The organism is Actinomadura miaoliensis, assembly GCF_039536785.1.
Classification (GTDB): Bacteria; Actinomycetota; Actinomycetes; order Streptosporangiales; family Streptosporangiaceae; genus Spirillospora; species Spirillospora miaoliensis.
Genome location: NZ_BAAAZG010000020.1, coordinates 1 through 19,270, shown reverse-complemented (window position 1 = coordinate 19,270; position 19,270 = coordinate 1). Strand labels below are relative to the sequence as shown.

The 19,270-nt window shown below is 71.7% G+C and carries 18 protein-coding genes; 5 read left to right on the top strand and 13 right to left on the bottom strand.

The features are described from left to right. Window positions 1-137 precede the first annotated feature (137 nt). From pyrH to rpsB, 3 genes are all read right to left on the bottom strand, one after another. Window positions 138-917 carry a UMP kinase gene (pyrH, locus tag ABD811_RS17055; protein ID WP_344948106.1) on the bottom strand — a complete coding sequence of 260 codons (780 nt, stop codon included), beginning with the start codon at window positions 915-917 and terminating at the stop codon, window positions 138-140. Window positions 918-1,462: 545 nt separating this feature from the next. Continuing rightward, window positions 1,463-2,299 (bottom strand): translation elongation factor Ts, encoded by an 837-nt coding sequence (gene tsf / locus ABD811_RS17050; protein WP_344948103.1) that lies wholly within the window; start codon window positions 2,297-2,299, stop codon window positions 1,463-1,465. A 94-nt stretch (window positions 2,300-2,393) separates the two neighbouring features. Beyond that, complete coding sequence (gene rpsB / locus ABD811_RS17045; protein ID WP_344948100.1) at window positions 2,394-3,332, bottom strand: 30S ribosomal protein S2; 939 nt, start codon at window positions 3,330-3,332, stop codon at window positions 2,394-2,396. 200 nt (window positions 3,333-3,532) lie between these two features. Between rpsB and ABD811_RS17040 the strand changes: the two genes are divergently transcribed. Then, window positions 3,533-4,522, top strand: a complete 990-nt coding sequence (locus ABD811_RS17040; RefSeq protein ID WP_344948490.1) for a murein hydrolase activator EnvC family protein — start codon at window positions 3,533-3,535, stop codon at window positions 4,520-4,522. Between the two features lie 332 nt (window positions 4,523-4,854). Here the strand turns inward: ABD811_RS17040 and ABD811_RS17035 are convergent, their stop codons facing one another. Continuing rightward, the gene (locus tag ABD811_RS17035; RefSeq protein ID WP_344948097.1) at window positions 4,855-5,784 is read right to left on the bottom strand and encodes a tyrosine recombinase XerC; all 930 of its coding nucleotides are present in this window, start codon (window positions 5,782-5,784) and stop codon (window positions 4,855-4,857) included. A 142-nt stretch (window positions 5,785-5,926) separates the two neighbouring features. On the opposite strand from ABD811_RS17035, the gene ABD811_RS17030 reads away from it, so the two are divergent. Genes ABD811_RS17030 through dprA form a run of 3 tightly spaced genes read left to right on the top strand, consistent with a single transcriptional unit; the run spans window position 5,927 to window position 9,130 of the window. Beyond that, entirely contained in the window at window positions 5,927-6,436 is a 510-nt protein-coding gene (locus tag ABD811_RS17030; RefSeq protein WP_344948094.1) for a YraN family protein, read from the top strand. Between the two features lies 1 nt (window position 6,437). Continuing rightward, window positions 6,438-7,994: a YifB family Mg chelatase-like AAA ATPase gene (locus ABD811_RS17025; RefSeq protein WP_344948091.1), complete on the top strand. Its 1,557-nt coding sequence runs from the start codon at window positions 6,438-6,440 to the stop codon at window positions 7,992-7,994. After that, a complete protein-coding gene (gene dprA, locus ABD811_RS17020) occupies window positions 7,991-9,130 on the top strand; it encodes a DNA-processing protein DprA (protein WP_344948088.1) in 1,140 nt (379 codons plus the stop codon). Before ABD811_RS17025 ends, dprA begins: the two co-directional genes overlap by 4 nt. A 643-nt stretch (window positions 9,131-9,773) precedes the next feature. Here the strand turns inward: dprA and ABD811_RS17015 are convergent. The 9 genes from ABD811_RS17015 to ffh form a co-directional block, all read right to left on the bottom strand. Further along, the gene (locus ABD811_RS17015) at window positions 9,774-10,088 is read right to left on the bottom strand and encodes a DUF2469 domain-containing protein (protein WP_344948085.1); all 315 of its coding nucleotides are present in this window, start codon (window positions 10,086-10,088) and stop codon (window positions 9,774-9,776) included. Next, window positions 10,085-10,825: a ribonuclease HII gene (locus tag ABD811_RS17010; RefSeq protein ID WP_344948082.1), complete on the bottom strand. Its 741-nt coding sequence runs from the start codon at window positions 10,823-10,825 to the stop codon at window positions 10,085-10,087. Before ABD811_RS17010 ends, ABD811_RS17015 begins: the two co-directional genes overlap by 4 nt. Before the next feature lie 568 nt (window positions 10,826-11,393). Then, window positions 11,394-12,290, bottom strand: a complete 897-nt coding sequence (gene lepB / locus ABD811_RS17005) for a signal peptidase I (protein WP_344948079.1) — start codon at window positions 12,288-12,290, stop codon at window positions 11,394-11,396. A 281-nt stretch (window positions 12,291-12,571) separates the two neighbouring features. Further along, the gene (rplS, locus tag ABD811_RS17000; protein WP_344948076.1) at window positions 12,572-12,925 is read right to left on the bottom strand and encodes a 50S ribosomal protein L19; all 354 of its coding nucleotides are present in this window, start codon (window positions 12,923-12,925) and stop codon (window positions 12,572-12,574) included. A gap of 130 nt (window positions 12,926-13,055) precedes the next feature. Further along, window positions 13,056-13,841 carry a tRNA (guanosine(37)-N1)-methyltransferase TrmD gene (trmD, locus tag ABD811_RS16995; protein ID WP_344948073.1) on the bottom strand — a complete coding sequence of 262 codons (786 nt, stop codon included), beginning with the start codon at window positions 13,839-13,841 and terminating at the stop codon, window positions 13,056-13,058. Window positions 13,842-14,033: 192 nt separating this feature from the next. After that, window positions 14,034-14,657 (bottom strand): ribosome maturation factor RimM, encoded by a 624-nt coding sequence (gene rimM, locus ABD811_RS16990; protein WP_344948070.1) that lies wholly within the window; start codon window positions 14,655-14,657, stop codon window positions 14,034-14,036. A 2-nt stretch (window positions 14,658-14,659) separates the two neighbouring features. Then, window positions 14,660-14,902, bottom strand: a complete 243-nt coding sequence (locus tag ABD811_RS16985) for an RNA-binding protein (protein ID WP_067918821.1) — start codon at window positions 14,900-14,902, stop codon at window positions 14,660-14,662. A gap of 2 nt (window positions 14,903-14,904) precedes the next feature. Further along, window positions 14,905-15,381, bottom strand: coding sequence for a 30S ribosomal protein S16 (gene rpsP, locus ABD811_RS16980; protein WP_344948064.1), 477 nt, complete (start codon window positions 15,379-15,381; stop codon window positions 14,905-14,907). Between the two features lie 1,325 nt (window positions 15,382-16,706). Continuing rightward, window positions 16,707-18,287 carry a signal recognition particle protein gene (gene ffh / locus ABD811_RS16975; RefSeq protein ID WP_344948062.1) on the bottom strand — a complete coding sequence of 527 codons (1,581 nt, stop codon included), beginning with the start codon at window positions 18,285-18,287 and terminating at the stop codon, window positions 16,707-16,709. A gap of 353 nt (window positions 18,288-18,640) precedes the next feature. Here ffh and ABD811_RS16970 point away from each other — a divergent pair. Next, the coding region (locus ABD811_RS16970) for an RNA polymerase sigma factor (RefSeq protein WP_344948058.1) at window positions 18,641-19,270 on the top strand (630 nt) is incomplete at its 3' end.

The window sequence follows — 19,270 nt, the reverse complement described above, 5'->3', positions numbered from 1 at the left end:
CCCCTGATCCCCGGGTCCCCGGGGCCACGGATCCACCGCTTTCCCGGAATCGGACGCCGCCGTCCGGTCCGCAGCGGCGCCTCGGCGGACGGACCGACCCGGCGGCCCGGCGCCCGGCGCGCCGCGTCCCGGCCGTGTCAGCCGTCCGCCCGGGAGACCAGCGTGCCGATCTTCTCACCCCGGACGGCCCGGACGATGTTGCCCTGGCCCATCAGGTCGAACACCACGATGGGCAGCGTGTTGTCCATGCAGAGGCTGATGGCCGTGGCGTCCATGACCTTCAGGCCCCGCTGCAGCACCTCACCGTAGTCCAGCCGGTCGAACTTGACCGCGTCCGGATTCTTGCGCGGGTCGGCGTCGTACACGCCGTCCACCTGCGTGGCCTTCAGCACCGCGTCGGCGCCGATCTCCAGCGCGCGCTGGGCGGCGGTGGTGTCGGTGGAGAAGAACGGCTGGCCCAGCCCGGCACCGAAGATGACCACGCGGCCCTTCTCCAGGTGGCGGATGGCGCGCCGCGGGATGTACGGCTCGGCGACCTGGCTCATGGTGATCGCGGTCTGCACCCGGGTGTCCAGGCCGATCTTCTCCAGGAAGTCCTGCAGGGCCAGGCAGTTGATGACCGTGCCGATCATGCCCATGTAGTCGGCGCGCGCCCGGTCCATGCCCCGCTCGGCCAGCGCGGCACCGCGGAACATGTTGCCGCCGCCGCACACCACGGCGACCTGCACGCCTTCGCGCACCGCCTCGGCCACGCCCTCGGCGACGTGCTGCACGACGACGGGGTCGATGCCGAGCGGGTCGGCGCCGGCGAACGCCTCGCCGGACAGCTTCAGCAGCACCCGCTTCCACCCGGCGCGGTGCGGGCGGGCCGTGGACGACGAGGCCGCCGTCGTGTCAGTGGTCGATGTCTCCTGCACGTCGGCGGCCTCCTCGATACGGCGTCTGCTGGATTGTGTCGGCATGCCTTGCCTCGCATGCTTCCAGGGCTTCCCCCAAGGGCTTCCCGGAATCGGGGAGATTTCCCGGCGATCGGGCGCCCCGTTCGCACTGGGCTTTCCCCGAGGCTCCGGGCCCTCACGCGAGCCCCCTCGTGGGTCCTTCCGGGCTCACACGGTAGTCCCTGGACCCACACGGTAGCCCTTGCGGGGGGCGTCCCGGGAAGAGCAGGCCCCTGCCTCCAGGATGCACGCCCGGTCACGGCTCGGGCCGGGCGACGCTCCGGGTGACATGGCCCGTTCAGGACCGCCGCCCTGTCTGTCGCTGTCCGTTGTGGTCGTCCGTTGCCCGTCCTGACGGACCGGTCCGCTGACCGGATCCGGGCCGGGACGCGCTGCCTTTCGTCCGGCCGGATCCGAGCCTGTGGTGGGACCTGGGAGCCGGGCGGCCGCGGACGGCGCCGCGTGGGGGTGCCTCCGTGCCCGGCCCCGGGTCACCGGTTGTTCCGGCCTCGTCGAGGCGGGTGTCAGGCCTGTCCGACCTTGAAGCGGGCGAACCGCTTGACCTTGACCCCGGCCTCGTCGAGGACCTTGGCGATGGTCTTCTTGTTCTCCTTGACGAACGCCTGCTCCACCAGGACGAAGTCGCGGAAGTAGGCGTTGACCCGGCCCTCGACGATCTTCGGGATGGCCTGCTCGGGCTTGCCCTCCTCGCGGGTCAGCCGCTCCGCCAGCTCCCGCTCCTTGGCGATCACGTCGGCCGGGATGTCGTCGCGGGTGAGGTACTTGGGCGCCATCGCCGCGATCTGCTGGGCGATGTCCTTGGCGACCTCGGCGTTCTCGGTGTCCAGCTCGACCAGCACGCCGGTGGTCGGCGGCAGCGACGGGTCGGACTTGTGCAGGTAGCTGGCCACGTAGGCGCCGGTGAAGTGGGCGTAGCGGCCCAGCTCCAGCTTCTCGCCGATCTTGGCGCTGGCCTCCTGGATCAGCGCCTCCACGGTCTTGCCCGGCTCGATCTCGGCCGCCAGCAGGCCCGCGGTGTCGGTGACGTCGCTGCCCGCGGCGAACTCGACGATGCGGTTCGCCAGCTCGATGAACTCGGCGTTCTTGGCGACGAAGTCGGTCTCGCACTTCAGTTCGAGGATCGCGCCGTCGCCGGTGCCGTTGAAGTACTCGGCGATCAGGCCGTTGGCGGCGGTGCGCTCGGCGCGCTTGCCGACGTCCTTGGCGCCCTTGAGCCGCAGGATCTCCACGGCCTTGTCGAAGTCGCCCTCGGCCTCGGTCAGGGCGTTCTTACAGGCCATCATGCCCGAGCCGGTCAGCTCGCGGAGCCGCTTGACGTCAGCGGCGGTGAAGTTCGCCATCGCTCTCTTCGTCTCTGTCGTCGTGGGACGTAAGGCTTGGGTGGAGACCGGGCTCCGGGGCCGCCGTCAGGGGCGGCCCCGGAGCCCCCGGTCGTCAGGCTCCCGCGGCCCCGCCGTCCTTGTCCTCGGCGGGGGCGGCGTCGGCGGCAGGAGCGGCCTCGGCGGCCTGGGCGGCCTGGGCGGCCTCGGCGGCGGGCTCGGCGGCGGGCTCGCCCTCCTTGGGCGCGGCCTCGGCGGCCGGGGTCTGGCCGCTCTGCAGCAGCTCGCGCTCCCATTCGGCCAGCGGCTCGGCGGCGGCGCCGCCCTCGGCCGGCTTCTCGTCCCCGCCGGAGGCGGCCCCGGCGCGCGCCATGAGCCCGTCGGCGACCGCGTCGGCGACGACGCGGGTCAGCAGGCTGACGCTGCGGATGGCGTCGTCGTTGCCGGGGATCGGGTAGTCGACCTCGTCGGGGTCGCAGTTGGTGTCGAGGATCGCCACCACCGGGATGCCGAGCTTCTTGGCCTCGTTGACGGCGATGTGCTCCTTCTTGGTGTCCACGATCCACACGGCGCTGGGCACCTTGGCCATGTCGCGGATACCGCCGAGCGTGCGCTCCAGCTTGTCCTTCTCGCGACGCAGGCCCAGCAGCTCCTTCTTGGTCATGCCGGAGCCGGCCACGTCGTCGTAGTTGATCTCCTCCAGCTCCTTGAGCCGGGTGAGCCGCTTGTGGACGGTGGAGAAGTTGGTGAGCATGCCGCCCAGCCACCGCTGGTTGACGTAGGGCATGCCGACCCGCGTGGCCTGCTCGGCGATGGCCTCCTGGGCCTGCTTCTTGGTGCCGACGAACAGGATCGTGCCGCCGTGCGCGACCGTCGCCTTGACGAACTCGTAGGCGCGGTCGATGTACGACAGCGACTGCTGCAGGTCGATGATGTAGATGCCGTTGCGCTCGGTGAAGATGAAGCGCTTCATCTTCGGGTTCCACCGGCGGGTCTGGTGGCCGAAGTGAACGCCGCTCTCGAGCAGCTGCCGCATGGTGACGACGGGTGCCATGGCCCGTGATCTCCTGTCCGGCCCGGTCGTTATCCGGGCCACGTCTCGGTTGTCCGCCTGCGCCCGCGACACGGCCGCGCCGTCAACGAGTGACGGACCGAGCGGCTGTGCCCCACCGGCGACCAGGCCAGGTGGCTGGCGAGCGCGTGAATTCGGCCGTCTGGGTGAGCACCCACACGACCGTTGCCCAAGTCTACGGGATGTCCAGCGCACGGGTGGAACGGGCCGCACCGGCGGCCCTCGGCTCGCGGCGGTTATCCACATGCGTTACCGGGTCTGGCGACCTTCAGACGAGAGGGAGCAGGCTGCCGGACATGAGCCTACTCACCATCCTCCTCACATGCACCACCCTGGCGGCTGTCCTGCCTCCCGCCACCCCGTCTCCGACCAGCGTGTTCACCTCAACCGCCCCAGGCCGCCCGAGGCCCTCGGCGGCGTCGCTGGGCCCTGCCGCCCCGCCTGTCTCGGGCCGTCCTGTCGCGGCCGGCTCCCTGGCCTCACCGCCACGCCCCCTCCTCTCGGCGCCGGCGCCTTCACAAGGCGGCCCCTCCGAGCCGTCAGGCCACTGGCGTTGGCCGTTAGGGCCGCCCGCTCCTAAGGTGCTGCGGTTGTTCTCTCCGCCGGCTTCCCCGTGGGGAGCCGGTCATCGGGGCGTCGACCTGGCGGCCCGTCCGGGCGAACCGGTGTACGCGTCCGCCGCAGGGCACGTTTCCTATGCGGGACGCCTCGCGGGCCAGGGCATCGTGGCTGTCACCCATGGTGCGCTGCGCACCACGTATCTGCCGGTACGCCCCGCCGTCCGTCGAGGACGCCAAGTGAACCCCGGCACCCGCATAGGCACCGTGGAGGCCACCTGGCCGCACTGCCCGACCACATGCCTGCACTGGGGCCTGATCCACGGCTCGGTCTACCTCGACCCGCTTCGCCTGGTTCGGCCGAAGGTCCGCCTCCTGCCCTACTGGGAGCCGCGTCCCCAGCCGAAACCGTCGCCCCCACCGCGAACGACCGCCTCCCCGGGCATGGACCTACGGGACGCCACAACGGCAGGCGGTGGAGCGCTGGTAGGGATGCTGCTGGCCTTCCTCCTGAGCCTGGCCTGGCGCCACGGCCGCTCCCGTTCGTCCACGCGCCGCCCACCCCCGGGCGTCATAGACCTGACCAGAGAACGCCGCCAACGCCGCGCCCGCTGACCTGCGGCACCAGGCGGGCACGTCGGTACGAGCGGCGGCAACGCGGCAGACCGTGCCACCTGCGTCGCCGCCCCACGGAAAGCACAGCGACGTAGAGGCATGGGTAGCCACGAGACAGGCGGAGGTGTGGCCGGAGCGCCCCATCTGGCACAGGACGGCTCTCTCGTGGGGTGTCGCAACCCGCTCCGAGGGGCGTTATGGCGCCGATGTCTGTTGCCAAGGGTTGCGCCGCGACGGCTCATCACTGTTCTCCCGGCCGCATCCCAGTCAGCCACATCAAATGCGTGCGGGCGGTCGGTACCGTACGCGCGGGGAATCCTTGGCGCCAGCCGCTATTCGGCGCCTCGGGGGTGGGCCTGGCGGTGGACCTGTTTGAGGCGTTCGACGGAGACCTGGGTGTAGATCTGGGTCGTCTGCAGGGAGGCGTGTCCGAGCATTTCCTGGACGCTGCGCAGGTCGGCGCCGCCTTCCAGCAGGTGTGTGGCGGCGCTGTGGCGAAGGCCGTGGGGGCTGAGATCCGGCATGTCGCCCACCTCGGCGATGCGCGTGTGGACGATCCGTCGTGCGCTGGTGGGATGCAGGCGGCCCCCGCGTGCGCCGAGGAAAAGCGCCGGGCCGCTGTGCTCCGTCGCCAGCTCCGGGCGGCCGTACCGGAGCCAGTCCTGTACGGCGCGTGCCGCCGGGTCGCCCATCGGCACCGTGCGCTCCTTGCTGCCCTTGCCCAGGACGCGCACGGTCTGGCGTTCGGTGTCCAGGTCGTCGACGTCGAGGCCGCACAGCTCGCTGACGCGCACGCCCGTGGCGTACAGCACCTCCAGTACGGCACGGTCGCGCAGCCCCAGGGGCCCCTCTGCGGTCATGTCGTCCAGCAGACGGGCGACCTGGTCCTGCGCCAGCACAGCGGGAAGGTCGCGTAGCCGTTGGGGTGTGCCGAGGAGCAGCCCCGGGTCGTCCGGTATGAGGCCCCGCCGAAACAGGTAGGCGGTGAAGGTGCGCGCGGCGGCGGTGCGGCGGGCCAAGGTCGCCCTGGAGCGGCCGACAGAGTGCTGCCTGGCCAGCCAGGCGCGCAGGACGGCGACGTCGAGCGCCTCCACCCCGGACACCCCGACCTCGGTGGCGTAACGGCAAAGGTCCTGGATGTCGCCGAGGTAGGCGCGCAACGTGTGCGGCGACACTCCTCGTTCGGCGCGCAGATGCCGCTCGAACTCCGCCAGCACCTCTCGTGGGACGGCGGGCGATTCGGGGGCGTCGTCGGCGTTCACAGCCGCCACGCTGCGCCAAGGAGGCCGTGAAGGCAAGCATCCGCCGGTGCTCCGAAGATCACAGTTCCGGGTTATCCACAGAATCCCGTTCATCTTTTGCCCGTAGTGACGCCCCGTCACCGTTGATGCACGGAGGTGAACCATGAACGACAACGCGAGTCTCGGACGCCGCGGCGAGCAGGCGGCGGCCGCCTACCTGGTCGGGCTGGGCTGGACGATCCTCGACCGCAACTGGCGGTGCCCGGAGGGCGAGCTGGACATCATCGCCCATGACGGCAGGCGCCCCGTCGTCTGCGAGGTGAAGACCCGCAGCACGGCGGCCTACGGTGCGCCGCTGGAGGCGATCACGCCCGACAAGGCCGCCCGGTTGCGGCGACTGGCCGGCCGGTGGGCGGCCGCGCACCGGATCCGCAGCGCCGACGTCCGCATCGACGTCCTCGGCCTGATTCCCTGTGCGGCGCCGTCCCCCGTGGAGGCCGGCGGCAGGGGCGTCTCCTGGATCGTCAGAGGGGCGTCCAGGAAGCGCCGGCCCGCCGCCAGAGCCGGCAAGTACAACGCACGCCACAGACGAACGGCCAACCCTCTCCCCGGCGGCGGCCACTACGCCGAGAGCTGCGGGTTCTCCGTCGAACACGTTCGGGGGGTGTGCTGAGTTGACGCTCGCCAGAACCCGATCCGTATCCCTGGTCGGAGTGGACGGCTTCGTCATCGACGTCGAGGCGGCCATCACCAGCGGCGTTCCCGGCCTGCACCTGGTCGGCCTGCCGGACGCCGCGCTCAACGAGGCACGCGACCGCGTGCGGGCGGCGATCTTCAATTCCGGCGAGGATTGGCCCAACCGGCACGTCACGGTGTCCCTCTTCCCGGCCAGCCTGCCGAAACGCGGCTCGACCTTCGACCTGGCCATCGCGATCGCCCTGCTGGCGGCGGCCGAGGCCGTACCGCCGCGGTCCTGCGCGGGGCTGGTGATGGTCGGGGAACTCGGGCTGGACGGCCGGGTCCGCTCCATCCCGGGTGTGCTGCCCGCGGCTCTGGCCGCCGCGAACGCCGGCTGCCGCACCGTGGTCGTCCCGCAGGCCAACGCCGCCGAGGCGGAACTCGTCCCCGACCTGCAGGTGATACCGGCGCGGACGCTGCGCGGGCTGCTGTGCCTGCTCCGCGACGAGCCGCCGCCGATCGAGGAGGACGACGACCCGCTCCCCCTTCGTACCGCTCCGGAAGGGCTGACCATCGGCGGCCAGACGACCCGCACCGGGCTCGACCTGGCGGACGTGCGCGGCCAGGCCGAGGCCCGCCGTGCCCTGGAGATCAGCGCGGCCGGCGGCCACCATCTCTACTTCTGCGGCCCTCCGGGTTGCGGCAAGACCATGCTCGCCGAACGTCTCCCCACCCTGATGCCCCCACTGGAACCGGAGGCGGCGCTGGAGGTCACGGCGCTCCACTCCGTCGCCGGAACCCTGCCGCCGGACCAGCCACTGATCACACGCCCCCCGTTCTACGCGCCCCACCACACCGCCACCCGCTCGGCCATGGTCGGCGGCGGTTCCGGCCGGACGCTGCAACCCGGCGCGGTGTCCCTGGCCCACCGCGGCATCCTGTTCCTGGACGAGGCGCCCGAGTTCTTGAGCGGGGTTCTGGACGCGCTGCGGCAGCCGCTGGAGGAGGGCTCCGTACGGATCTCCCGCACGGAGGGGGCGGCGAGCTTCCCCGCCCGGTTCACGCTCGTGCTGGCCGCCAACCCGTGCCCGTGCGCGGCGGCGAAGCCGATCGACTGCTCCTGTGCGCCCGGCATCCGGCGCAAGTACCTTTCCAAGATCTCAGGGCCGCTGCTCGACCGCATCGACCTGAAACTGGAACTGGTCCCCGCCAGCCGCGCCGAGCTACGGTACGACCTGGAGTTCGCCGAGTCCAGCCAGGTCGTCGCCGAGCGCGTCCAGGAGGCCCGCGACCGGACGCTCAAACGCCTGGCCGACACCCCCTGGCGGTCCAACGCCGAGATCCCCGGCCCTGACCTGCGCCGACGCTTCACGCCCGCACCGGAGGCGATGCGCGCCGCCGACGAGGCCCTGCAGAACGGCACGCTCAGCGCCCGCGGTCTCGACCGCGTCCTGCGGGTCGCCTGGACGATCGCCGACCTGGCCGGCCGCGACCAGCCCTCCGAGGACGACATCGGCGGCGCCCTCGCCTTGTGGACGGGGAAGCGGTCGTGACCGGCGAACGCCTGGCCAGGGCCGCCCTGACCGCCACCGCCGAGCCCGGCGACGCGCTGCTGAACCGCATCGTCGACCGCCTCGGCCCGGTCGAGGCCGTCGAGGCGATCCGCACCGGCGACGTCCCCGACGACCTGCTGTCCGAGCGCCTCGCGCGCTGCCTCCAGCACTGGCGGATCCGGTCGGCCGCCGCGGAACCCGAACGCGATCTGGAGATCTGCGAACGGCTGGGCGGACGCCTGATATGTCCCGGCGACCCCGAATGGCCCACCACGCTTGACGATCTCGGCGGAGAGCGCCCGTACGCGCTGTGGCTGCGCGGCCCCGGCGACCTGCGCAACGCCTGCCTGCGCTCGGTGGCCATGGTCGGATCCCGCGCGGCGTCCTCCTACGGCCTGCGCGTGGCCGCCGAGTTCGCCGCCGACCTGGCCGAACGCGGCTGGGCGGTGGTCTCGGGCGGCGCGCTCGGCATCGACGCGGCCGCGCACCGGGGCGCCCTGGCGGCCGACGGCCCGACGGTCGCGGTCCTGGCAAACGGCGTCGACATGCCGTATCCGGCGTCCAACGACGGGCTGTTCGCCGAGATCGCCCGGCGCGCGGTGCTGGTCAGCGAGTCGCCTCCGGGGGTGGAACCGCACCGCCTGCGCTTCCTCGTCCGCAACCGGGTGATCGCCGCGCTGTGCAGGGGCACGGTGGTCGTCGAGGCGGAGGCGCGCAGCGGGGCCCTCAGTACCGCCGCCTGGACCCGCAAGCTGGGCCGCGTCCTCATGGCGGTGCCCGGCCCGGTCGACTCGCGGACGTCGGTGGGCTGCCACAGGCTGCTCCGGGAGGACCCGTCCGCCTCCTTGGTCACCCGCCCCGAAGAGGTCGTCGAGGCGGTGGGCCGTATCGGCGACGACCTGGCCCCCGTCCCGTCCGGCCCCGTGCTGCCCCGCGACCGCCTGGAGCCGACCGCCCGCGCCGTCCTGGAAGCCCTCCCCGGCAGAGGCGCCGCGGGCCCCGCGCAGATCGCCGTCAAGGCGGGCGTCGATCTGGCCACGGTCAACGGCAAGCTCGGCCTCCTGGCCGCCGCGGGCTTCGTCGAACGCTGCGCCGCCGGCTGGCGCCTCACCAAGTCCGCCAAAAAACCCAAATGACCATCGCCCGGCCGTAACGCCGCCCGCAGACAACCCCCTCTGCCCAACAGGAGCGATCCCAATGCCCGATGAGCGGTGCGCCGAGAGAACGCCCAGCCCCCGCGACGCCCAAGCCCGTGGAGCAGGCCATCTGACAAGCACCAACGAGAGGACGGACGAAACCACCTCACGGGAAATCAGCTTCGAGCACCGCCCGGCCCGACGGCCGGAGTCACCCGAGGGAGCGGCTGCAGGGCCCCAGTCCGGGCTGGCCGCCACCCACGCCTGCGCGCCGCGGCCTGCCCCCGGTCATCGCCGAGGCCTCCGACACAGGTCAAGCACGCCCTTGGGATCGGGCACCAACGGCCCGTACCCCGACTCGGTCATGCCCACCGCGCCGTACTGCCGACCGCGGGTAGCCCACCGTTGTGCGGTTCTGACCGAGACCTGGAAGCGTTCGGCCGCCACCCCGGCGGCCACCCGTCCTCGGCAGGCGGGGCAGGCAAGCCCACCGGCCTCAGTCCGCGGCGCCTCAGGATTAGCCGTGAGGGCCTCCTGGGGCCGGGTGCAGATGTCGCAATCCACACCGCCCCTGAAGCCCCTGACTCACTCCGAGATCACCTGAGCCTGTCCGCCGCATCCCCGATCCCCGCGGTCGGCACGGCTAGTGGTTGGCGGGCAGTTCGAAGTCGCTCTTGGCGAGTTCTTCGATGTTGACGTCCTTGAAAGTGACGACCCTGACGTTCTTGACGAAGCGGGCAGGTCGATACATGTCCCACACCCAGGCGTCCTGCATGGTGACCTCGAAGAAGACCTCTCCGTTCTCGGAGCTGCGCACCTGCAGGTCGACCGAGTTGGTGAGGTAGAACCTGCGCTCGGTCTCCACCACGTAGGCGAACAGGCCGACGACGTCGCGGTACTCGCGATAGAGCTGCAGCTCCATCTCGGTCTCGTACTTCTCGAGATCCTCGGCGCTCACGCTCGTGCCCCTTCCGTCCGGCCTTCGCCGGGAATCTCCCCCACGGGGCCGTACCCGGCCTCCTCCCCCATGGCCTCCCCACCATTGTTACGCACTGCCCGCCCAACGTTCACGAAGGAGAACCGATGCTCCGGACACGGCCCGTACCTGGCCAGCGCAGCGGAGTGATCACGAGTCACGTACCCCTTGTGCACGTCGAAGCCGTACAGGGGATAGCGCTCGTGCAGGTCGATCATGATGCGGTCCCGGGTGACCTTGGCCACGATGGAGGCCGCCGCCACGCACGCCGCAACCTGGTCCCCCTTGATCACCGCCAGCCCGGGGACGTCCAGACCGGGCACGGCGAACCCGTCGCTCAGCACGTACGCGGGCCGCCGCTCCAGGGCCGCCAGCGCGCGCCGCATCCCCGTCACGTTGCACCGGTGCAGTCCCAGCCGGTCGACGTCGTGACATGGGACGATCAGAGCGCTCCACGCCACGGCCCGTTCGACGATCTCGGCGTACAGTTCCTCGCGTCGCGCCGGGGTGAGCAGCTTGGAGTCGGTCAGCCCCTCGATCCGTCCGCGTCGCCCGCCCGGCAGGATCACCGCGCCGACCACCAGCGGCCCCGCGCACGCACCGCGGCCCGCCTCGTCGACACCGGCCACCGGGCTGAAACCCGCGTGCTCCAGCGCCCGTTCGTAGCCGTACAACCCGGCGTCCCGGCGCGGTGTGAAGCGGAGTGGACGACCTCTCATGGTCCGCAGCGTACGTCGCCCGCGCCCACCGCTGCGCCCGGAATACGACTCAGACCCCCACCCGTCCCCCCTTCACGTCGCGACTTGCCGGATTCACACCACTCACTTGGCGAGCGCCCCCTCCAGCAACGCCACCCTCCTCGCCGACGGGGAAGCCCAGCCTGACCGGCCAGCGGCTCCGCGGAGCCGACGGCGGGTGTGCGTCCGGCGGCACTGCCAGAACTGCAGCACGCGTGCCCGCCGGCGGGAGCGTTGACAGCGGCCGGAACTGCAATGACGCGTGCGAGCCGACGGCGGGTATCGCGCTTGCCGGCGCTGCCGGAACTGCGGCACGCGTGCCCGCCAGCGGGGGCGTTGGCGGTGGCGCTGCCGGAGTTGAGTACGCGGGCGGGCTGGGGTCGCTGTGCCTTGCAGCAGCCGTTCAGCGACGCCAGCACGTTCCTGGCATGGAACTCACGAGCCTGTGCCAGCGGGCAGCGCAGGTCGTCTGTGCCTCCCTGGGAGGTGAGGCGATCAGGGTCTGGGCGTGCGGAACCTGGTGGTGCCTGTGGGTGTGGTGGAGAGGAGGTCAGCGGCGGCGTAGGCGGTGGCGGCGGCGGAGGTAGGTGATGGGGACGGCACCTGCGAAGCCCAGGGCGATCGGGGTCGCGGGAACGACGGCCGCGGCGGCGTGCAGGGCCGGTTGCTCGAAGGTCTTCGGGATCGGGAGGCTGCCGATGTGCCCGAAAGGCCAGACGATGACGAACGCGCGGCCGATGACGCGGTTGGTCGGGATGGTGCCGCCGCCGGGGTCGCCGCGGTGCGCCCGCGAGTCGGAGGAGACTTCACGATGATCGCCCATCACCCACAGCTGGCCGGGCTGCACCACGTGGTCGAACGGCTCGTTGGACGGCTTGTTCTGCTCGCCCGTGACCGGGTCGGTGTACAGGTAGGAGCGCTCGTCCAGCGGCGTGCCGTTGACGGTGATGCGTCCCTGGGCGTCACAGCACTTGACGTGGTCGCCGGGCGTCCCGATGACGCGCTTGATGTAGTCCTTCTCGCCGGGCACCATGCCGAAGGTGCGGCCGATGCCGCGCAGCGCCCTGGAGACCGGGTTGCCCGGCTCCTGCACCTGCACCTCGGGATCCCAGGAGTCCAGGCCGTTGAAGACGACGATGTCGCCGCGCTCGATGTCCCGGGTGTGGTAGACGATCTTGTTGACGAGGACGCGGTCGCCGATCTGCAGGGTGTTCTCCATCGACGCCGACGGGATGTAGAACGCCTGGACCGCGAACGCCTTGATGATCAGGGCGAGGACCAGTGCCACCCCGATGAGGATCGGCAGTTCCTTCCAGAAGGAGCCCTGCTTGCGTTCCTTGCGGCCGCCGCTCTCCCCCTCGTCCGAGGACGTCTCGCCAGCGTCCTGCGCACCGGAGGTCACGGTCTGCTTGTCGTCGGGCACCGCGCCCTCGGCTTCCGATCGCACGTCTCTCCGATCGTCCTCGTCACTCATCCCAGCGCAAGCCTATCGGCGCGGACGCCGTCGCACCCCGCGCGCACGACCGTGTCGCGCCCGGCACGGCCGGACCCGACACCGAGTTCGCCGCCCAAGCGGGCAACGCTCCGTTCACCTCGAAGGGTTCCTGAAACGACGCCCCGCCACAAGGCGAATTCAAAGCGATTACCCGGAATTGAGAGGAAAATGCCGGAGGAAACAGGTCGGCGCCCCGGACCGCGGTCCGAGGCGCCGGGAAGTCGCGGAGGCGATCAGAAGTCGCGCTTCTCCTTGATGCGGGCCGCCTTGCCGCGCAGGTTGCGCAGGTAGTACAGCTTGGCCCGGCGGACGTCACCGCGGGTGACGACTTCCAGCTTCTCGATGTGCGGGCTGTTGATCGGCCAGGTGCGCTCGACACCGTACCCGCCCTTGCTCACCTTACGCACGGTGAAGGTCTCGCGGGCGCCGCCGCCCTGCCGGCGGATCACCACGCCCTCGAAGACCTGGATCCGGGTGACCTTGCCCTCGGTGATGCGCGCGTGCACCTTCACCGTGTCGCCCGGACGGAACGCCGGGTGGTCGGTGCGCAGCGTGGCCTGCTCGATCTCACGGATCAGGGTGTGCATGACAGCGGTTCCTCATGGTCATACGCGGCCGTCCGAGAGGCCCCGGAGGTGAGGTGGGGGCGTCGCGCCGCGCGAAATGGATCTTGATGGGAGTCTGTGTGCCGGACGCGTGCGCGCGCACGGCGACGATTCAGTGTGCCATATCTTCGTCGTTCACCGGAAAACCGGCCTCCGCCAGCACCCGGCGGTCGTGCGCGTCAAGTGTCGCGGGGTCCAGCCGCGCGGCCAGTTCCGGACGGTTGCGCACGGTGCGCCGCAGCGCCTCGTCGCGGCGCCAGCGGGCGATCGCACCGTGGTGGCCCGACAGCAGGACGTCCGGTACGGAGCGGCCGCGCCAGACCGGTGGCTTGGTGTAGACGGGGCCCTCCAGCAGCGACTCCATCGCCCCCGGGGCGAACGAGTCGTCGGCCACCGAGTCGGCGTTGCCGAGCACGCCGGGCAGCAGCCGGCCGACGGCCTCGACGATCACCAGCACCGCGACCTCGCCGCCGGCCAGCACGAAGTCGCCCAGGCTGACCTCGTCCACCGGCATGCGGGTGCGGGCCTCGTCCACCACACGCGAGTCGATGCCCTCGTACCGGCCGCACGCGAACAGCAGCCAGGGCTCGGCGGCCAGTTCGGCGGCCATCGCCTGGGTGAACGGACGGCCGCTCGGCGTGGGGACGATCAGCCGGGGGGCGGGGCCGCCGGGGGGCGCGATGGTGTCCAGCGCCTCTCCCCACGGTTCGGGTTTCATCACCATGCCGGGCCCGCCGCCGTATGGGGTGTCGTCGACGGTGCGGTGCCGGTCGTGGGTCCACTGCCGGAGGTCGTGCACGTGCACGTCGAGCAGGCCGGTACGGCGCGCCTTGCCCAGGAGGGAGACGTCCAGCGGAGCGAAGTACTCCGGAAAGATCGTGACGATGTCGAGCTTCATCAGGCTTTTCGGTCGTGCCGGTTCACGGGGTCCCGACCGCTCTTCGCCCCGGAATCGGATGTGTCGTCCTACGTCGGCGGGCCCTTGATCGGCGGGCGGACCCTTGGTGCTCAGTTCGATGGTGGCTCTGTCGGGGCTGCCTCTCGGTGGGACGCCGCGCGGCCGGTGGCCGACGGCGGCGGGCCGAGCCGCTCAGTCGAGGAGGCCGGGGGGCGGGTCGATGCGCAACCGCCCCCCGGGAACGTCCACCTCCGGAACCAGGGCGGCGACGAAGGGCACCAGCGCCTCGCCTCCGCCGGTCCGCCGCACCACGAGCAGATCCTGCCCGTGGTGCCGCACCTCGGCGACGGTGCCGACCTCGGTGCCGTCGACGGTGACCACGGCCAGCCCGATGAGCTCCTGGTCGTGGAACTCGTCGGGATCGGCCGAGGAGGGGATGTCAGAGGGATCGACGACGAGCCAGGTGCCGCGCAGTTCGTCTGCGGCGTCCCGGTCGTCGACCCCGGAGAAGCGCACGAGCAGCCGACCCGAGTGCCATCTGGCGTGCTCGACGGTCAGCGGACCGGCGGCCGCGGGGTCGGTGGCCAGCTCGGTACCCGGTGCGAACCGGCGATCGGGATCGTCGGTGCGCACGTCGATGGTGAGCTCGCCGCGAACCCCGTGCGGACGACCGACCCGGCCGATGACCAGCTGGTCGGCCGGCTCGGTGCCCGGACCGGCCGCCCCGGAGCCGGCACCGCGGGCCCGAGCGAAGCCGCCCGCGGGGCGCCGAGCAGGCGCCGCCGCCCCTGGGGCGCGGCCGGCGCGGGGTCGCATCGTCAGCGGACCTCGTGCAGGTCGAGCAGGTCCACCCGCACGTGCCGGCCCCCGGACAGGGCGCCGATCACGGTGCGCAGGGCCTTGGCGGTACGACCGCTGCGGCCGATGACCTTGCCCAGGTCGTCGGGGTGCACCCGCACCTCCAGAACCCGGCCGCCCCTGATCCTGCGGGCCTTCACCCGGACGTCGTCCGGATGCTCGACGATCCCGCGCACCAGGTGCTCGAGCGCTTCTTCGAGCACGTTTAGCCCTCGCTCTTAGCTTCGGTGTTGTCCTCGGCCTTGGCCGCGGCGTCCTCGGCCCGGTCCTCGCCCTTGCCCTTCTTGGGCTCGGACTTCTTCCGGGACCGCGCCGTCGTCGCGGCGGCCTCCTCCTCGCCGAGCGACTCCTTGACGGCGGCCTCGAACAGGGCCTTCTTGTCGGGCTTCGGCTCGGCCTGCTTGAGCGTGCCCTCGGCGCCGGGCTCGCCCTTGAACTTCTGCCAGTCGCCGGTGATCTTGAGGAGGTTGAGCACCGGCTCGGTCGGCTGCGCGCCGACGCCCAGCCAGTACTGCACCCGCTCGGAGTTCACCCGGATGAGCGAGGGCTCCTGCTTGGGCTGGTACAGGCCGATCTCCTCGATGGCCCGGCCGTCACGCTTGGTACGGGCATCGGCGACGACGATCCGGTACTGCGGGTTCCGGATCTTCCCCAGACGCTTGAGCTTGATCTTGACTGCCACGGGTGTGGTGTTCTCCAGACTTCATACAGGGCCGAGCGGGCCTCACCAGGTGGGGATACCGGCTACCGGCCGCTCCATGGACTCCGGCCGCCCAGGACGAGAGAGGGCGCCTGCGCGTATCCGGGTTTCCAGCCTGCCATTCTGCCAGACGATCGCCCCGATAACCCAATCGCGCCATGACACGCCGCCCACCCCGCCACTTCTCCCTCTCGGACCACATCCCTACCGCCGCCTTACCGCCCAGCCCGCACCATTTCGCTGTCATCCGACAGTTTCAGGATTTGGCCGCAGACCACACTGTCCCGCCGCCGCCCCCACAGCCCGCAGAGGTCGCAGCGCCTGCCGCAGCCGCCGCAACTCCCTCGCACACCGCCTACCCCATGGGGCCAGCGATCAACGAATCGACTCCAATGCCGGTTGATGCCGGCGTCCGGCACCCCGCGCAGCATCAGACCGCGCCACCACCCATCGCCCCAGCCAGCTCCCCCAGCCCGGGAGTGGCAGCCGCGCATGACCGTGCGGGGGCAGGACACGGTGGTCGAAGTCGTCGCCGGGGGTCGCTGGTCAGCCCCGGAAACACCGATCAGCGCGAAGTAGCCACGCGCCAGCACCAGCTCTCGCAAGACGACGAAAACGCACCATCCCGCGCACCGCCGTCCCGGACGGCGGCCCCCGGCGACCACGTCCCGGTAACCGCCACGTCTCACAACGCGCCCCGAACCGCCCGCAGTCGGCCGCGCAGCTCTTCCAGCCCGGGAGTGGCGGCCGCACATCACCGTGCGGGACAGGACGGGGTGGTTGCAGTCGTCGCGGGGGTCGCGAGTCAGTCCCGGAAACGCCGATCAGCGCGTAGTAGCCACGCGCCAACCCCAGCTTTCACAAGACGACGAAGAACGCACCATCCCGCACGCCATCGTCCCGGACGGCGCGTGGTAGCCGCGCGCTGGTCCCCCAACTCTCGCAAGGCGACGGGGCAGGCAGCGTCCCGCGCGCCATCGTCCTGTACAGCGCCTCCGGCGACCGCGTGCCGGTAACCGCCACGTCTCGCAACGCACCGGACCGTCAGGCGGTCGCGTAGCTCTTACACCCGGCACAGGCCGCATCCACCTGTGCCGTGCGGCTCCTTGCGGCGTGTACCAGGCCGCTGGCCGGGTCGTTACGGCGCGCCCTCGTGAGGGGGCTGCGCCGTCCGTTCCGCGTCCCTGCCTGGGCTCGTAGCGGGGCTGTTGGGCGCCGGTGGGGTGCCTGGCCGCGTCTGGCTGCTGGGTTGTTGGCCTCTGGCGGTGGACCCGTGGTGGTTACGGGAGGGGTTGCGCTGCCGGGGGTTACTTCTTTTTGCGGTTTTGGAGTTTGCCCAGGTCCGGCATCTGGAAGCCGGGGGGCAGCTGGCCGCCCAGACCCGGGGGCAGGGCGCCGGGGCCGCCCAGGCCGGGGGGCAGGCCCTGGGAGACGTTGCCGTCCGGGGTGGGGGCGGTGGGTTCCTTGGGGCCGCGGCCGGCGGCGGCGCGCTTGCGCGGGTCGCCGCTGCGCTGCTTGCCCTTCTTGTTCTTGGCCTTGGCCGCCTTGGCGGCCTTGCGGCGGCCGGGCATGCCGGGGAAGCCCATGCCGCCCGCCATCTGGCGGACCATCTTCTGGGCGTCGAAGAAGCGGGTCACCAGGCTGCTGACCTCGCCGACCGTGACGCCCGAGCCGCGGGCGATGCGGGCCCGGCGGGAGCCGTTGATGATCTTGGGGTTGGCGCGCTCCTGCGGGGTCATGGAGCGGATGATGGCGGCGACCCGGTCCAGGTCGCGGTCGTCGATCTGGCTGATCTGGTCGCGGACCTGCCCCATGCCCGGCATCATGCCGAGCAGGTTGCCGATCGGCCCGAGCTTGCGGATCATCATCATCTGCTCGAGGAAGTCCTCGAGGGTGAAGTCCTCGCCCGAGGCGAACTTCGTGGTCATCCGCTCGGTCTGGGCGGCGTCGAACGCCTGCTCGGCCTGCTCGATCAGGGTGAGGATGTCGCCCATGTCGAGGATGCGGCCGGCCATCCGGTCCGGGTGGAAGACGTTGAAGTCCTCCAGCTTCTCGCCGGTGGAGGCGAACATGATCGGGCGGCCGGTGACGTGCCGCACCGACAGGGCGGCGCCGCCGCGGGCGTCGCCGTCGAGCTTGGTGAGCACGACCCCGTCGAAGCCGACGCCGTCGAGGAACGCCTGGGCGGTGGTCACCGCGTCCTGGCCGATCATCGCGTCGACGACGAAGAGGATCTCGTCCGGACGGACGACGTCGCGGATGTCGGCGGCCTGCTGCATCATCTCGGCGTCGATGCCGAGCCGTCCGGCGGTGTCGATGACGACGACGTCGTGCTGGGCGTGCCGGGCGTGGTCGAGCGAGCGGCGCGCCACGTCGACCGGGTCGCCGACGCCGTTGCCGGGCTCGGGCGCGTACACCGCCGCCCCGGCGCGCTCGCCGACCACCTGCAGCTGCTGGACGGCGTTGGGACGCTGCAGGTCGGCCGCGACCAGCAGCGGCGCGTGCCCCTCCTGCTTCAGCCAGCGGGCCAGCTTGCCGGCCAGCGTGGTCTTACCCGAACCCTGCAGACCCGCCAGCATGATCACGGTGGGCGGGTTCTTGGCGAAGCGGATCCGGCGGGTCTCGCCGCCGAGGATCTCGATGAGCTCCTCGTTGACGATCTTGACGACCTGCTGGGCGGGGTTCAGCGCCTGGGAGACCTCCGCGCCCCGGGCCCGTTCCTTGACCCGCGCGATGAAGTCCTTCACCACGGGCAGGGCAACGTCGGCCTCCAGCAGCGCGACACGGATCTCGCGGGCCGTCGCGTTGATGTCGGCCTCGGAGAGCCTGCCCTTGCTGCGCAGCGACGAGAAGACCGTCGTCAACCGGTCGGAGAGCGTCTCGAACACGTCTGGACCCGTCCTTGGAAGCTTCTGGGATCGGTTATCAGGGTATCGGGTGAACGGCCGGCTCCTGCCCGGCCGGCGCGGCACGGCCGCCCCTGGCCTGCGGGGCCGTCCCGAGCCCCCGCCCTCGGCCCGTGGACGGAGCGTCGTGGGAGCGTACGCCCACGTCACGGTGGCGTTGCTTTAGTCGGTGGTCCTTGCAACATAGCGGCCCTATCCGGAGACTTGGGTGCTCGACGTGAAGTGGTCCTTTCCCCGCGATGAGGGCGGACCGCCGCACGTCGTGCCCGACCGACCCCGAACCCCCATTCCGAGGATGCCTTGGTGAACACCTGGGCCCGGCCTCCCGGTCGCCCATGAGCAGACGTGGGAGGACCCGCCGCGTCGACCCGCACGACCAGGGGCTGGAGGCCGCGCTGCGCGCCGCGCAGGCCGGGGACGAGGCGGGGTTCCGGATGCTCTACCGGGACCTGCAGCCCCGGCTGCTGCGCTACCTGCGGGCGCTGGTCGGGGTGGAGGCCGAGGACGTGGCCGCGGACGCCTGGCTGCAGATCGCGCGCGACATCGGCTCGTTCGAGGGCGACTACGACCGGTTCCGGGGGTGGGCGTCGACCGTGGCGCGGCACCGGGCGCTGGACCACCTGCGCCGGGTCAGCCGCCGTCCCGACACCAGCGCGCAGATCGACGAGCTGGGCGATCTGGTGGGCGGCGACGACACCGAACGCGACGCCCTGGCGCGGTTGTCCACGGACGCGGCGGTCGCGCTGATCGCGGGGCTGCCGCAGGACCAGGCCGAGGCGGTGCTGCTGCGCGTGGTGGTGGGCCTGGACGCCAAGGAGGCGGGACGGGTGCTGGGCAAGCGGCCCGGCGCGGTCCGCACCGCCGCGTACCGGGGTCTGCACCGGCTGGCCGAACGGCTCGCCCATCTGCCGGCCGGGAGCGCCGCCCCGCCGGCCGAGCGTCCGCCCGCCCCCGGCGGGCCGGCC

Coding starts and splice junctions, on each gene's coding strand:
- rimM (WP_344948070.1), bottom strand. CDS start 14,657: ATGCGACCCCGCGCCGGCCGCGCCCCAGGGGCGGCGGCGCCTGCTCGG.
- rplS (WP_344948076.1), bottom strand. CDS start 12,925: ATGCACACCCTGATCCGTGAGATCGAGCAGGCCACGCTGCGCACCGAC.
- ABD811_RS17030 (WP_344948094.1), top strand. CDS start 5,927: ATGAACGACAACGCGAGTCTCGGACGCCGCGGCGAGCAGGCGGCGGCC.
- tsf (WP_344948103.1), bottom strand. CDS start 2,299: ATGGCGAACTTCACCGCCGCTGACGTCAAGCGGCTCCGCGAGCTGACC.
- ABD811_RS17010 (WP_344948082.1), bottom strand. CDS start 10,825: ATGAGAGGTCGTCCACTCCGCTTCACACCGCGCCGGGACGCCGGGTTG.
- ABD811_RS17040 (WP_344948490.1), top strand. CDS start 3,533: ATGTCCAGCGCACGGGTGGAACGGGCCGCACCGGCGGCCCTCGGCTCG.
- rpsB (WP_344948100.1), bottom strand. CDS start 3,332: ATGGCACCCGTCGTCACCATGCGGCAGCTGCTCGAGAGCGGCGTTCAC.
- trmD (WP_344948073.1), bottom strand. CDS start 13,841: ATGAAGCTCGACATCGTCACGATCTTTCCGGAGTACTTCGCTCCGCTG.